The following is a 14217-nucleotide window of genomic DNA, read 5'->3' on the forward strand; positions in this document are numbered from 1 at the left end:
CGTCCAGCGCATCACGGCACGGGCGGTGCGGAGCGCGTGGGGTCGTCGGCGACCCTGACGATGAGCTTCCCGAAATTCTTTCCCTTCAGAAGGCCGAAGAAGGCTTCGGGGGCGTTCTCGATCCCGTCGACGAAGTCCTCCCGATACCTGATCCGACCGTTCGAAAGCCACGCCGCCATGTCGCGCTGGAAGGCGGAGTAGTGGGTCGAGATGAAGTCCCGCTGGGTGAAGCCACGGACGACGAGTCGCTTGATGTTGATCGCGCTCATCAACTGCGGGAGCCGGTCGGGTCCAGGCGGCGCGGACGCCTCGTTGTACTGCGAGATCAGACCGCAGACGGGCACCCGTGCGAAATCGTTGAGGTGATCGAAGACGGCGTCCCACACAGCGCCGCCGACATTCTCGAAGTAGATGTCGATCCCGTCCGGAACGGCCTCGCTCAGCTCGTTCTTGAAGGTGGGTGAACGGTGGTCGAGCGCGACGTCGAATCCCAGCTCGCGCAGCCACGCCACCTTGCTGGCGCCGCCCGCGATGCCGACGGTCCGCGCCCCCTGGATCTTGGCGATCTGGCCGACGGCGGACCCCACGGCCCCCGTGGCGGCCGCCACCACGAGCGTCTCGCCCGCGACGACGCGCCCGATCTCGGTGAGCCCGACGTAGGCGGCGAAACCGGGCATGCCGAGCACCCCGAGCGCGGTTGAGATAGGCGCCTTGGCCGGGTCGACCCTGCGCAGGTGCTCACTGTCCTGTACGGCATGGGTCTGCCAGCCGGAGTGCGCGAGGACGATGTCGCCGGGGCTGAAGGAGGGCGACGCCGACTCGAGGACCTCGCAGACGGTACCGCCCTCCATCACCTCGCCGACCTCCACCGGCTTGGCGTAGGAGCGCGATGCGTTCATCCGGCCACGCATGTACGGGTCGAGCGAGAGGTAGATCGTCCGCAGCAGCACCTGGCCGTTGCCGATGGCCGGGAGCTCGCGCGTCTCGAGACGAAGGTTCGAGCGGACGGCCTCACCGACGGGTCGGGAGGCGAGGACGACGGCACGGGACTGGGTCACACGGGGCACCATAACTGGAGGTTGCCCCCACTGCATAGAGCGGGATACGGTGCCCCGGCCAGATGAATGCTTTTCTACAGCCAGGGGCAAGGTCCTCGCTCGACGTCGAGGGCGCCAGCCGCTGGGCGACCGGTCGCTGCCGTCGCCCCCGTCGCTGGGTCGACCATCGGATGCGAGCCTCAAGAGATCAGCTAACAGGAGGATTGATCATCGTGAGCACCATCACGATCACCGGCGAGCATGTGAGCCTCGAGACGCTTCGTCCTGTCTTCCGGGGCCCTGTCCAGGTGGCGCTCGCCCCGCAGGCAGTGGAGAACCTGCGACGCGCGAACCAGGTGATTCTGGACGCGATCAGCCGGGCAGACGTGGTCTACGGGGTGAACACCGGCTTCGGGAAGCTGGCGGACCGACGGATCTCGCCGTCCGACCTCGTGGAGCTGCAACGCCGGTCGGTGCTGTCGCACATGGTCGGGGTGGGTGACCCGCTTCCCGACGACACGGTCCGCGCCATCATGGTCATCAAGCTCATCGGTCTTGCGCGCGGGCACTCCGGAATCCGCGTCGAGACCGCGGAGATGCTCGTGAACATGATCAACGCGGACGTGCTGCCGGTCATCCCCACGCAGGGCTCCGTCGGGGCCTCGGGAGACCTGGCGCCGCTGGCGCACCTCGCCGGCGCACTCATGGGAGAGGGCAGCGTTCGGATCGGCGGCGTCACGTACAACGCCGCAGAGGGTCTCGCGAAGGCGGGCATGGCTCCCGTCGAACTGGGCCCCAAGGAGGCGGTGGCCCTCCTGAACGGAGTCCAGGCATCCACCGCCATCGCCCTGCGCGGGCTGTTCGGCGCCGAGGCCGTGTTCAACGCCGGCCTGGCCGCCGGTGCGCTGACGCTGGAGGCGACGGCGGGCCGACAGGTCGCTCTCGACGACCGCATCCAGCAGATCCGCGGGCACGCTGGCCAGATTCGGGTCGCCGGCCTCCTGCGGCGCCTGGTCGCCGACAGCGCGGTCCTCGACGTGGAGTTCGAGGGACGTCGGCTCCAGGACCCCTACTGCCTGCGCTGCCAGCCCCAGGTCATGGGGGCAGCGCTGGATCTCCTGACGTTCGCCGCGCACACGATCCAGCAGGAAGTCAACGCGGTCTCCGACAACCCGCTGATGTTCCCCGACGACGATGTCGTCCTGTCGGGCGGGAACTTCCATGGCCAGCCCATCGCTTACGCGGCGGACATCATCGCCATGGCGGTCTGTGAGATCGGGTCGATCTCCGAACGCCGCCAGGCAATGCTCATGGATGCCTCCATGAGCGGGCTGGCGCCGTTCCTGGTTGGCAACGCCGGCCTGAACTCAGGGTTCATCATGGCCCAGGTCACCAGTGCCGCGCTCGTCGCGGAGAACCGCGCCAAGGCGACTCCGAACAGCGTCGACAGCATTCCGACCTCCGCCGGCCAAGAGGACCACGTCAGCATGGCGACGCATGCTTCCGTGCGCCTTGGACCCATGGTCCGCAACGCGGCGTACGTCGTCGCGATCGAGCTGCTGTGTGCTGCCCAGGGCCTGGACCTGAGGAACGGCGGGACCGCAGCGCCGGCGAATCGCCCCACCTACGACCTTGTCCGTTCCAAGGCCGAGTTCCTCGAGGACGACCGGATCATGGCGGGTGAGATGGAGGCCGTCGCCGCGGAAGTCCTCGACGGGGTGTTCACCGGGATCGTCGGTGGTGCGCTGGAGGGTATCGCCTGACCGACGGCTCTCCGCTCCTGCCGCATGACGTGTGTATTGCCAGGGGGTGGGCACAACGCGCCCACCCCCTTCACGTCCTTTTTGAGCGATGCTCCTGGGCCCTGGTCGCCCTCGGCCAGCCCAACGCGCCTCTCCACGACCCACCTGCGGGGGAGAGGCAGAACCGGGATGAGGTCGATGCTGTCGATTCGACCCGTCACCGGCCCGGCGAAGCTCGTCGTGGATTGCGTCGCGTGTCTCGTTCTTGCGCCCCGCCGTGAACCAGCGATCCGCCGCATTCTGCGGTGCAGTATTGCGCGGAATTCGCCGCCGAGGGAATCGGCCGGACGCACATAGGGCTCGAGTCGGCCCACATCGCGTCGGTCGCTTGCGAGAGACTTGGCGGGCATCGTCCCCGCCGTGCCCGGATGACACCCATCGCACAACCTGACGGGATGATCCCGTTTGTCGAGCATCTCGCATCGACACGTTCCACCGTTACGCCATGCGCGCGATCCGCTACCCAACGAACGCCCGAAGGGCGCCTTGAAGGCGGTTGTGTTACGTCTCCGATACGTCCTCAGATCGCATGCGGGAGGGGGGTTGCCGTGCTGCATGGAAGGGGATACCGTTCCGCCAGCACTGAATGAATTCTTTCACGTTGAGTCTCGAGTCCCCCAAGGAGCCAACGATGCCGAGAAGCCGTGTAGTGACCGCCACCCTCTCCCTCCTTGCCGCCACCGCGATCCTCGTGAGCGGATGCGGGACGGAGGCCGACACGTCGAAGGACAGCGCTCTGCTCGTCCCGGAACTGAATGAACTGCTGCCGCAGAAGGTGCGCGACGCGGGCGTCTTCACCGTGGCCACCGATCCGCAGTACCCGCCGTGCGACTTCACCAACGACTCCGGGAAGATCGATGGCTTCAACCACGACATCCTGATGGCGATGGCGCCGCGACTCGGCGTCGAAATCCGCCAGGAGGCCATCGCCTTCGACGGCCTGCTTCCCGGAGTTCAGAGCGGTCGGTTCGATGCCGCGATGGAGTGCATCACGGACAACGTGGAGCGCCAGAAGACGGTGAAGTTCGTCGACTACGCCTACGCCACCAAGAGTGTCATCACGACCTCCGAGAACAAGCGCGGCATCACGGAGAATCCCCTGACCGCGTGTGGGTTGAAGGCAGGCGTCCAGACCGGCACCGAGTTCGTCCAGGACGCGGAGCTGTTCTCGAAGAACTGCGAGTCGGAGGGCAAGGCTCCGCTGCAGATCACCAACTTCCCGACCGCCGGCGACCAGAACACCGCACTGCAGTCCGGCCGGATCGACTTCGCCTTCACCAACACCGCGACCGGGGTGTGGCAGGCAAAGGCCAGCAACGGCCAATTCAAGATCATTCCGAGTCCGCTCCTGTCGCGCACCTACGTCGGCATCGTGGTGGGCCTTCAGTCCGACGACACCGCCAAGGCCCTGCTCGGCGCACTCGAGGCGATCATCAAGGACGGCACCTACGACAAGATCATGGCGGAGTGGGACCTCAAGGACATCGCGTTGGACAAGCCCGGCATCAACCTGGCGACCGAGCGTCCCCTCGACGTGCCGAAGGTCTGCGGGTCGTGCGGCTCCTGACCTAGGGAACGCGCCGATATCAGCGTCGACGTCACCCCGGCGGGCCGCGTCGAGAATGGCCTCGATCAGCTCGTCGCCCCGAGCTTCTCGACAACCGCAAGGGGCATCGCCACGGTATCGAGAGCCGCCAGGGTTCGGTGCGGAACGGACATCCACACCGCACCGAACCCTGCGGTTCGGACCGACTCGAGCGCGCAAGCCCGGCCATCCACGCTGACCGCCTGTCGTGAGCACACGAGGAGCGTCGGCCTCGGACATCAACCAGGCCTCTCGGATCACCGCCAGCGAGAAACAAGAGAAGGTGCAACGTCGTGACACAACCGGCAGCCGATGTCGTAGTGCGAGATCCTTTCGCGAAACCCCGGCCACGCAGACACCCGAGCCACTGGATCAGTGGGCTCGTCGCGGCTGCGATCCTGGGCTTCCTCGTCTACGGACTCGTGAACAACGAGAACCTGGAATGGGATGTCGTAGGCGATTACCTCTTCGCCGATCCCATCCTGGAGGGCTTGTGGATGACCATCAAGCTCTCGCTGCTCTCCCAGTTCATCGCTGTGCTGATCGGTTGCCTGCTCGCCCTCCTCGGCGAGTCCCGGAACCCCGTCTTCCGCACCTTCGTCAAGGCGTATGTCGGGTTGTTCCGAGGGCTACCCCTGCTTGTTCTCCTTCTGATCTGCTTCAACGCCGCACTCTTCGTTCCGCGGATCGGCCTCGGCGGTGCCAGTTGGGAGACGAACACCCTCATCACCGGGTTCACAGCCGCCATCATCGGCCTGTCCCTGCACGAGGGTGCCTTCATGGTCGAGATCATCCGAGCGGGCTTCATGTCGGTTCCTCCGGGCCAGCGTGAGGCGGCCCAGGTCCTGGGAATGAAGCGCGGTCTCACCATGCGGACCATCGTCATTCCACAGGCGATCCGGGTCATCATTCCGCCGACGGGCAATCAGTTCATCAGCCTCCTCAAGGCGAGCTCGCTCGTCGCCGTCATCGGTGGAGGCGACCTCCTCACCCGCGCCCAGCAGATCTACGGCTCCAACTTCAAGGTCATCCCGCTCCTCATGGTGGTCAGTTTCTGGTATCTGACCATCGTCATGCTGGCGACCCTGGGCCAGCACTTCCTCGAGAGGAAGTACTCCCTGTCCGCAGGACCGCAGCGGAAACTCATGAAACCTCGAGTCGCGGAGGCGTCGAAGTGAACCAGCAGCCACTTGTGACCATCCGGGACGTGCGGAAGAGTTTCGGCGAGGTAGAGGTCCTCAAGGGCATCGACCTCGACGTCATGCACGGAGAGGTGTTGTGTCTGATCGGCCCGTCGGGCTCAGGGAAGAGTACGCTGCTTCGTTGCGTGAACGTCCTCGAACAGATCGACGGCGGCTACATCCAGGTCGAGAACGACTTCGCGGGTGCGACGGTCAGGAACGGCGAGCTCCACGAGCCCAGCGAGGCCGAGCTCGCGAGGTACCGCCAGCGCATCGGCATGGTGTTCCAGCACTTCAACCTCTTCGCCCACCTGACCGCGCTCGAGAACGTGACCATCGGACTCGTCAAGGTCCGGGGATTCGCCAAGAGCGAGGCGGTCGCCCGCGCGCGGGCGTCCTTGTCCGACGTCGGGCTGGAGCACCTGGAGAACTCGTACCCGCGCCACCTCTCCGGTGGGCAGCAGCAACGTGTCGCCATCGCCCGCGCGCTGGCCATGGAGCCGAGGCTCATGCTGTTCGACGAGCCGACGAGCGCCCTGGATCCCGAGCTCGTCGGGGAGGTGCTGTCGGTGATGCGTCGCGTGGCCGAGCGGGGGATGACCATGATCGTGGTGACCCACGAGATGCGGTTCGCGCGGGACGTCGCCGATCGCGTCGCCTTCATGGACCAGGGACGGATCGCCGAGATCGACGACGCCAAGAAGCTGATCGACTCGCCGACCTCCGAACGCACGAAGAACTTCCTCAACCACGTGAAGTGAGAGGTCATGGTCAAGCTGCAGATCGCGTTCGGTGAGCCACGCGGCGCCACGGATGCTCCATACCTGGTCCTCGGCCACTCCCTGGGTACGTCATCCGACCTCTGGGCCGACGCGGCCCCGGTGCTCGCGCCGCACTTCCGTGTCATCACCTGGGACCTTCCCGGGCACGGCGCATCGCCCGCCGCCGAGGGTGCGTTCACGATCAGCGACCTGTCCGACGCGGTGGTCGGTCAGCTCGATGCGCGGGGGGTCTCCACGTTCTCGTACGCGGGCGTCTCCATCGGTGGCACCGTGGGGTTGGACCTGGCCGTCCGTCATGCCGAGCGCGTCGACGGCGTCGTGGTCATCTCCGCTGGTGTCGATGTCGACGCGCCAGCGGCCTGGGCCGAGCGCGCGGCGCTGGTGCGTTCGAAAGGGACCGAAGCGCTGGCTGCGGGATCGCTGCAGCGCTGGTTCGCGCCGGTGACCCGGGAGCACCGCGGTGACCGAGCGGCGTCGATGGTCGAGGCACTCCGTCTCACCGACGACCGCAGTTATGCCTGGGCGTGCGAGGCTCTCGCCGCGTACGACGTCTCCGCCGACCTGCCACGGACGGACGTCCGCGCTCTCGCGTTGTGGGGCGAGTACGACCAGCTCGTCCCCGAGCGCAAGTCGGCGGAGCTCGCTCGAATGCTGTCGAACGGGTCTGTCCAGTGCGTTCCCGGTGCGGCGCATGCCGCACCCCTCGAGCAGCCCACGACCGTGTCGGGCCTGCTGGTCGACTTCTTCCGTGGTCGGTGACCTTCACCGCGAGTGACGGCCACGTTCGACGGCGGAGGACCGCACCGCCGATGCCTCCTGACAAGCCCGATATGCCGGTGAGGACGTGTGTCCTCCGACAGAAACGACGTTGACAGAACCTATGTCCAGTACAGCCTTCCATCACCACATCGCTATCGACCGACGGCGACCTACGACGCGCGTCGACGCAAGGAGTGGTCGCCGTGTCGGTTCGTGACAGATTGGCGGAGATCAGCCCGATCGGCCGGGACAACGTCCGCGGTGGCTATTCGCGTCACCTGCTGGACCCGGCGGAGATGGTGCTTCGCGGCTGGTTCGAAAGCTCAGCAGAGGCACTGGGTCTCTCCGTCGAGGTGGACGGGAACGGGAACCTGTGGGCGTGGTGGGGTGAGTCCCGACGGGGAGCCGTCGCGACCGGCAGCCACCTGGACTCCGTGCCCGGCGGAGGTGCCTTGGACGGACCTCTCGGGGTGGTGAGCGCACTCGAGGCGGTCGCGATCCTCAAGGCCGAAGGCTGGCGTCCCACACGGCCGATCGCCGTGTGCGCGTTCGCGGAGGAAGAAGGATCCCGCTTCGGCATGCCCTGCCTGGGCTCTCGGCTGATGGTCGGGGAGATCACGCCGGAGGACACGCTCGCCCGGGTCGACCGCGATGGCGTCACCCTCGAAGAGGCCTGGCGGCAGGCGGGCCTGGAGGTCTCCACCATCGGCCCGGACCCGGACCGACTCGCCGGCATCGACATGTTCCTCGAACTTCATGTCGAGCAGGGCCTCGACCTGGAGAACCGCGGTCTCCCCCTCGCGGTGGGTTCGGCCATCATGGCGCACGGCAGGTGGCGGCTCTCGATCCTCGGGGAGGGTAACCATGCCGGGACCACGCCGATGCAGGGACGCCGCGATCCGGTGGTCGCGGTCTCGTCGGCCGCTCTGGCGGTCCGCGAGATCGCCATGGAGCGACCGGCCGCTCGTGGCACCGTCGGCCGCATCTCGGTCACCCCGAACGGCACGAACGTCATCGCCTCGCGTGTCGACGCCTGGCTCGACATCCGGGCGCATTCGGACTCGGAGGTGCGCGCGCAGTTGGACGCCACGGTTGCGCTCATCCAGAAGCGGGTCGCGGCCGAGGGCTGCGCTCTCCAGGTCCACGAGGAGTCGTTCTCGCCGTTGGTCCTGTTCGACGAGCCGCTCACGGCGAGGATCGCCGGCGTTCTCGGCGGTGTGCCGGCGATACCGACAGGCGCCGGCCACGACGCAGGCGTCCTCTCCGCGTACGTCCCATCCGCGATGATCTTCGTCCGGAATCCGACCGGCATCTCGCACGCCCCGGAGGAGACCGCCCGCGAGGAGGACTGCGAGGCCGGAGCGCACGGGCTTGCCGACGTTCTCCGAGACCTCGCCGGCGGGGCCTCCCGATGAGCGGCGAACGGCAGCGCTTCCACTGCGAGGCCGCGCTCGTGGAGGGACGCCTGGCCGAGAGGGTGCGGGTGGAGGCGGTGGACGGCGTCGTCGTCGAGCTCGTCGTGGGCGTACCGCCGCGGCCCGACGATGTCGTGCTCGGAACGGTCGTGCCGGGATTCGCGAATGCCCACTCCCATGCGTTCCATCGAGAGCTGCGCGGTTGTACGCACGCCGACGGAGGTGACTTCTGGCAGTGGCGGCACCGGATGTACGAGGTCGCCAACCGCCTGACCCCGGACAGCTACCACGTCGTCGCGGAACGGGTCTTCACGGAGATGCGCGACGCGGGTTACACGGCAGTCGGTGAGTTTCACTACCTGCACCACCAGCCCGGCGGAACGCCGTACGGCGGTCACGAGATGGAGCTGGCGCTGGTGGCGGCGGCGACCTCCGCCGGCATCCGGCTGGTACTCCTGGACACCTGCTACCTGTCGGGTGGCGTCAACGAGCCACTGGGCGCGGAGCAGCAGCGGTTCGGCGACGGGGACGCCCATCGGTGGTTGGACCGCTGGCATCGTCTGCGCGACGCGCTGTCCGGACGAGGTGACGGGCTCGTCACCCTGGGTGCCGCCATCCACTCGGTCCGAGCCGTGTCGCGATACGACCTCTCCGTGATCGCCGACAGCCTCCCACAGAACGTGCCGCTGCACGCCCACGTCTCCGAGCAGCCTGCGGAGAACCGGGCATGCCTCGAGGCGCACGGCCTGACGCCGGTCGGGCTGCTCGCGGATCACGGGCTGGTGTCGTCGCGTTTCTCCGCCGTTCACGCGACGCACCTGACCACCGGCGACATCGACCTGCTCGGAGACGCCGGCGCGACGATCGTGATGTGTCCCACGACCGAAGCCGATCTCGGCGACGGGATCGGCCCCGCCCCCGAGCTCCAGGGCGCGGGGGCACGCCTCGCCATCGGTTCGGACCAGCACGTGGTGATCGATCCGCTCGAGGAACTCAGCCGCTTGGAGCTCGACCAGCGCCTGCGGCTGCAACGGCGTGGGGTCTTCCCGCCGGACATGCTCTGGGCGGCGGGCACCGCCGGGGGGTACGGATCCCTCGGCCTGTCACGGAACCCTGGATCTCCCCCGGGACTGCGCGTGGGCGAGCACTGGGACGCGGTCGAGATCGACACGACGTCGGCGAGACTTCGAGGAGTCGACCCTTGGCAGATGCCACTCGCGGCACGTGCCTGCGATGTGCGGGCGACCATCGTCGCCGGTCGGCTGACACGTCCCGGTCGCTGAGCCTGAATCCGTGGACCGACGCGCCACCGTCCGGATGCTGTCCGCGCCGGTGGCCGTCGTCCCGACAGGTCCACGTCGGCCACCTCGACGACTGCCCGCCGCGACGATCGATGAACCGAACCCGTCCACGGATTCAGGCTGAGGTCACCGAACCGCGAGCCACCGCCGAACCCCTAGCCCGTCGAGTGCGGCCGACGGTCGCCAGACGTCGAACCTGCTGGTCCCACGGCCAGCGGTCAGGGCGATCACGACGGCGGCCGTCGGGAACTCCCGCCATGGGGACCGGCAGGGTAGGAGTTCAGCCGGGTCGGGGTCGTCGACCTTGACCATGAGGTTGACGGCACGGCACGGCGTCGCCAGTCGGAGCAGCGTCGTCTCGGAGTCGCCGGCGAACGAGAACGGTGTGTCAGCGGCGATGCGGTGGGTCTCACCGTCCACCCGCAGCTCGACGGCCTTGTCCACCGGAACGAAGGTGCGCGTGACCCCCGGTAGGCGGGAGAACGGGCCTGGTCCGGTCAGGTCGGCGATGCTCAGTCGCCAGGCCGGCCGGCCGGGGGTCAGCCCCCGGCTCTCGTGGTAGGACACCACTTCGCGGGTGACACCTGCACCCGTCGCCCACGGGGTCGGCCGAAGCTGGCAGAAGCGGCGCAACGGTGCGGGCACCCCGCCGTCACCGGGGGGCCCGCCCGTTGGGGCGTCTCCGGTCCCCTGACCGAGATCCCCGTCGACGTGACTGGCTCCGTGGCCAGCCGTCGAGTTCCGCGTCACCGATTCGTCCCGGGCGCGGCGTGGTCCTGCGCCGCGGCGTCACTCTCGAGCTCCTCCAGGATCGTGAGGAGGAGAGTCGCCGTCGCCTCGGGGTCGCTGATGTTGGGAGAGTGCTTCGCGTCGATCTCGTAGACCCGGCAGCTGGGTGCGTGCTCGGCGATCCTGTGCGCCCAGTCCGGCTCGACAAGGTCGTCCTGGCGTCCGCTGACCAGTGCCAGTGGCGTCCGGACCGTTCGGAGGCTCTGCGGGTAGTCGTCGGGGGATCTCGGCACGCCCTCGAACGGGGTGGCGAGCCCGGCTGCGGCGACGGCTCGGTAGTGACCCGGGTTGCAGGCGTCACGTAGCCGGAGCTCGACGTGGTCGTCGATCGCCGGGAACTGCCCGGTGAGCAGGCGCACGACCCGCAGCATGTCCGCGTGGGAGCCGTCGAAGTGCGACAGCGCGGCCAACGCCTCCCTGGTGCGGTACGGGCCACCCGTTCCCGCGATCGACACGGCCGTCCGGACACGCCACGAGAACCAGGGCAGGGTCGCTGCCCGCAGCGCCATGGCGCCGCCGAAGGAGTTCCCGACGAGATGGGCGGGGTGGTCCTCCAGCCTGAGTGTGTCGAGTAGCGCCGCCACCTGGCGGAGTCGGAACTCGTACGGTGCCACGTCGAGCTGCACCATCTTGCTGGAGGACCCGTAGCCGTACAGGTCTGGCGCGATCACCTGGTAGCGCTCCGCCAGGGTGGGGATCACGTTGATCCAGCTGGCCTCGGCCGAACCACCCCATGCCCCGTCGTGCAGCAGCACCAGGGGAGGGGCGGAGGGGGAGCCCGCTGACAGGAAGCTCGTCACAAGCCCGCCGACGCTGATCTGGTCTCGTTTGATTGTCGACATGTCGGTGTCTCCTGCCGAGTGCACAGTGCCAAGGGTCATCAGGGATCTGGTGTCTAGTCGAGGAAATCGTGGTCCGACTCGACGACCGACTCGGTGATGTCCCAGTACTCCACATTGGTGTAGGGCCAGATCTGGGACACCCGTCCGTGCCGGTTCTGATACCACGTGCTCACGTACGGCTGACCCCAGGCCATCCTCCGGTTGCCCTGGTCGACCCAGGCGACGAAGCGGTCGAGCGCTTCCCTGCGTACGTCGATCGCGGCCGCCCCCCGGCGAAGAACCTCGTGGATCGCTTTGAGCGAGTACTCGACCGCGCGCTCCAGCATGAAGTGCAGGCTGCCCGCGACGACGCCACCCACGTTGGGGCCGTAGATCAGGAAGAAGTTGGGGAACCCCGGGACCATGACGCCGTTGTGGGCGCGTGCGTCACCGTCCCAGAAGTCGTGGATTTCCACACCGTTCCGTCCCAGGACCTCGACCTCGTCGAGATAGTCGGACGGCTTGAAGCCCGTCGCGTACACGACGACGTCCACCTCGTGCAGGAGACCGTCGTTGTCGACGATGCCGTCCTCGGTGAACCGCGCGATTCCGGAAGTCACGAGCGTCGTCTTCTCGGCGAGCAGCGCGGAGGCCCACACCTCGTTGTCCCGCAGCATGCGCTTCGCACCCGGTGGGTACGTGGGGACGACGTGCTGGAGGATTTCCGGGGCGTCCCGGAACTGGGCCTCCAGTCGGGCGACCAGGTACTCCCGCAGCTCCTGGTTCTTGGCCGAGACGCTGAGCGGCGCACCGGGCCAGTCCGCTTCCGCGGTGACGGTATGGGTCCGTCCGGGGATGCCCGTGAGGATCACCCAGAGGCGGTACCACTGCGCGTAGTGCGGAACCTTTCGCACGAGCCAGCTGAACGCGTCCGTCATCGGGTGGTGGTAGTTCGGTGCCGGCAGCATCCACGGCGCACTGCGCTGGAAGACGGTGAGAGCGTCCACATCCCCGACGATGGCCGGCACGATCTGGTAGGCGCTCGCACCGGTGCCGATGACGGCAACCCGCTTGCCCTTCAGGTCGACTGCGTGATCCCACTCCTGCGAGTGCATCGTCGTCCCACGGAACAGGCTCTGGCCTTCGAACTCCGGGATGTTCGGCCTGTCGAGCTGGCCCAACGCGCTGACCACCGCCGCGAACCGGCGGACCTGCTCGCTGCCGTTCGGCCCACGGGTGGTCGCCTCCCAGACCCTGCCGTCGTCGTCCCAGCGCAGGCGAAGCAGTCTGGTCGAGAACTCGATCCGGTCGGTGATCAGGGCCCGCTCGGCCACGTCGCGAAGGTAGTCGAGGATCTCGCCGCCCCGCGCGAACTGGTGCGGCCAATCCCCACGCTGCGCGAACGAGTAGGAGTATCCGAAGGTGGGAGTGTCGAGACGGACGCCGGGATAGGTGTTCTTCGCCCACGTACCTCCCACGGACCCGTTGGCCTCGATCAGCGTGAACGGCACTTCCGCCTGGGCGAACCGGTGGGCGGCGGCGATCCCCGCGACACCTGCGCCGATGATGAGGGTGGGGAACGATCGTCCCTGCGCGACCTCTCCGAACGTCCAGGACGGCCGGCCGCCCTTGTCGGTTGCGAGGTCGAGCTCGTGGGTCAGCATCCGATACCACTCCTCTCGACCGCCGCTGAGGTAGTGGAAGATCTCCCGGACCGTCTCGTCCGGCAGCACGTCGACCGTGGTGATCTGCTTCTCGCGCAGGACGGTCAGTGCGGAGAAGGCGACGGCAGCAGCCTTCTCCTTCTGACTCTCCGACATCCCCCCGTGCGGATGCGGCTGCGTGTCCATCGGCGTCAGAGGTGGTTGGAGGTCCGTGTGCAGGATCGACGTGTCGCCGAGAGCTGCCGCCAGCGCAGCGAGCAGGACGGGCAGCTCCGAGCCGGCCGACACCTGCCTGAGGAACTCGTCGTCCTCGACGATCGCTTCGGACTGGGAGACCGGGTAGAGGTCGTCGAACCGATGGATCTCGTCAGCATCAGGTTCGGGAGTCGGTGTCATTCGGGTTGCTACCCCCCTCGTCTGTGGGTCTGGCGAGCGGACGCCAGCGCCGGCTGCGCAGTGTCGGAGCTGGGCTTTTCCCGCTCGCATAATACTATGCTAGCGACGCGATCTCGCATAGAGTTGTGCCGGGCCCGGGTTGACGGCCGGCCGCGACGCCGGCCGCACCGCGGCCGACGCGGATCCGTCCCCCACGAGAGCGAGGAAGATCAAGTGAGCGTTTCGGCTGACGTCGTCAAGGCATGGCTGGAGGAGTTCGGGCGGGTATGGCGCGAAGGCGACGTGGAGGGGGCGGCGGCCATCATGACCGAGGACGCCAGCTACCGGAACAGTCCCTTCCTGGAGCAGCCGTACGTCGGTCACGACGCCATCGCGGGGTTCTGGGAGGCCGCGCTCGTCGGCGTCTCCGATGTCGACTTCCGCTACGGAACGCCGGTGATCGAGGGTGACCGGGTGGGTGTCGAATGGTGGTGCAACCTCCGCTCGGGCGGGGAGGACTACACCCTGGCGGGCAACTTCCTGCTGACCTTCGCCGGGGAGAGGGTTGCCGACCTGCGCGAGTCGTTCGTCAAGCAGAAGGGTGCTCTTGCGCCGCACGCTGGCTGGGGTCTCTGAGGCTCCGCCGCCAACGATCGTCCAGCGCCGCGTCGAGCCAGATGTGAGGGAGCATGGGTACCGAGGTAGA

General features: G+C 67.7%; 11 protein-coding genes and 1 pseudogene. 8 read left to right on the forward strand and 4 right to left on the reverse strand.

Going from position 1 to position 14217, the window contains the following annotated elements:
* Positions 1-11: 11 nt before the first annotated feature.
* On the reverse strand, positions 12-1058 hold the full coding sequence (locus GA0074694_RS20130) for an NADP-dependent oxidoreductase (protein WP_245714815.1): 1047 nt from the start codon (positions 1056-1058) through the stop codon (positions 12-14).
* Positions 1059-1270: 212 nt separating this feature from the next.
* Between GA0074694_RS20130 and hutH the strand changes: the two genes are divergently transcribed.
* The 7 genes and pseudogenes from hutH to GA0074694_RS20165 all read left to right on the forward strand — a co-directional run bounded on the left by hutH (position 1271) and on the right by GA0074694_RS20165 (position 9844).
* Entirely contained in the window at positions 1271-2800 is a 1530-nt protein-coding gene (gene hutH / locus GA0074694_RS20135; RefSeq protein WP_091463459.1) for a histidine ammonia-lyase, read from the forward strand.
* Between the two features lie 688 nt (positions 2801-3488).
* The gene (locus tag GA0074694_RS20140) at positions 3489-4406 is read left to right on the forward strand and encodes an ABC transporter substrate-binding protein (RefSeq protein WP_176738030.1); all 918 of its coding nucleotides are present in this window, start codon (positions 3489-3491) and stop codon (positions 4404-4406) included.
* Between the two features lie 311 nt (positions 4407-4717).
* Positions 4718-5602, forward strand: a complete 885-nt coding sequence (locus GA0074694_RS20145; RefSeq protein WP_218105744.1) for an amino acid ABC transporter permease — start codon at positions 4718-4720, stop codon at positions 5600-5602.
* A gap of 29 nt (positions 5603-5631) precedes the next feature.
* The gene (locus tag GA0074694_RS20150) at positions 5632-6366 is read left to right on the forward strand and encodes an amino acid ABC transporter ATP-binding protein (RefSeq protein WP_281190143.1); all 735 of its coding nucleotides are present in this window, start codon (positions 5632-5634) and stop codon (positions 6364-6366) included.
* 6 nt (positions 6367-6372) lie between these two features.
* Positions 6373-7050, forward strand: a pseudogene (locus GA0074694_RS20155) (alpha/beta fold hydrolase); the annotation flags it as partial.
* Positions 7051-7349: 299 nt separating this feature from the next.
* Positions 7350-8561, forward strand: coding sequence for an allantoate amidohydrolase (locus GA0074694_RS20160; protein WP_091463462.1), 1212 nt, complete (start codon positions 7350-7352; stop codon positions 8559-8561).
* Positions 8558-9844, forward strand: a complete 1287-nt coding sequence (locus tag GA0074694_RS20165; RefSeq protein WP_091460717.1) for a formimidoylglutamate deiminase — start codon at positions 8558-8560, stop codon at positions 9842-9844. Before GA0074694_RS20160 ends, GA0074694_RS20165 begins: the two co-directional genes overlap by 4 nt.
* 144 nt (positions 9845-9988) lie before the next feature.
* On the opposite strand, the gene GA0074694_RS20170 is transcribed toward GA0074694_RS20165, so the two are convergent.
* From GA0074694_RS20170 to GA0074694_RS20180, 3 genes are read right to left on the reverse strand one after another with little or no spacing between them, the layout of a single operon-like run.
* The gene (locus GA0074694_RS20170; RefSeq protein ID WP_091460720.1) at positions 9989-10612 is read right to left on the reverse strand and encodes a HutD family protein; all 624 of its coding nucleotides are present in this window, start codon (positions 10610-10612) and stop codon (positions 9989-9991) included.
* Entirely contained in the window at positions 10609-11493 is an 885-nt protein-coding gene (locus GA0074694_RS20175; RefSeq protein WP_176738032.1) for an alpha/beta fold hydrolase, read from the reverse strand. Before GA0074694_RS20175 ends, GA0074694_RS20170 begins: the two co-directional genes overlap by 4 nt.
* A 53-nt stretch (positions 11494-11546) precedes the next feature.
* A complete protein-coding gene (locus GA0074694_RS20180) occupies positions 11547-13532 on the reverse strand; it encodes a flavin-containing monooxygenase (RefSeq protein WP_176738033.1) in 1986 nt (661 codons plus the stop codon).
* Positions 13533-13745: 213 nt separating this feature from the next.
* Here GA0074694_RS20180 and GA0074694_RS31820 point away from each other — a divergent pair, with 213 nt between their 5' ends.
* Entirely contained in the window at positions 13746-14147 is a 402-nt protein-coding gene (locus GA0074694_RS31820) for a nuclear transport factor 2 family protein (RefSeq protein WP_176738034.1), read from the forward strand.
* Positions 14148-14217: the final 70 nt, after the last annotated feature.

Source organism: Micromonospora inyonensis, assembly GCF_900091415.1.
In the GTDB taxonomy this organism is placed as follows: domain Bacteria; phylum Actinomycetota; class Actinomycetes; order Mycobacteriales; family Micromonosporaceae; genus Micromonospora; species Micromonospora inyonensis.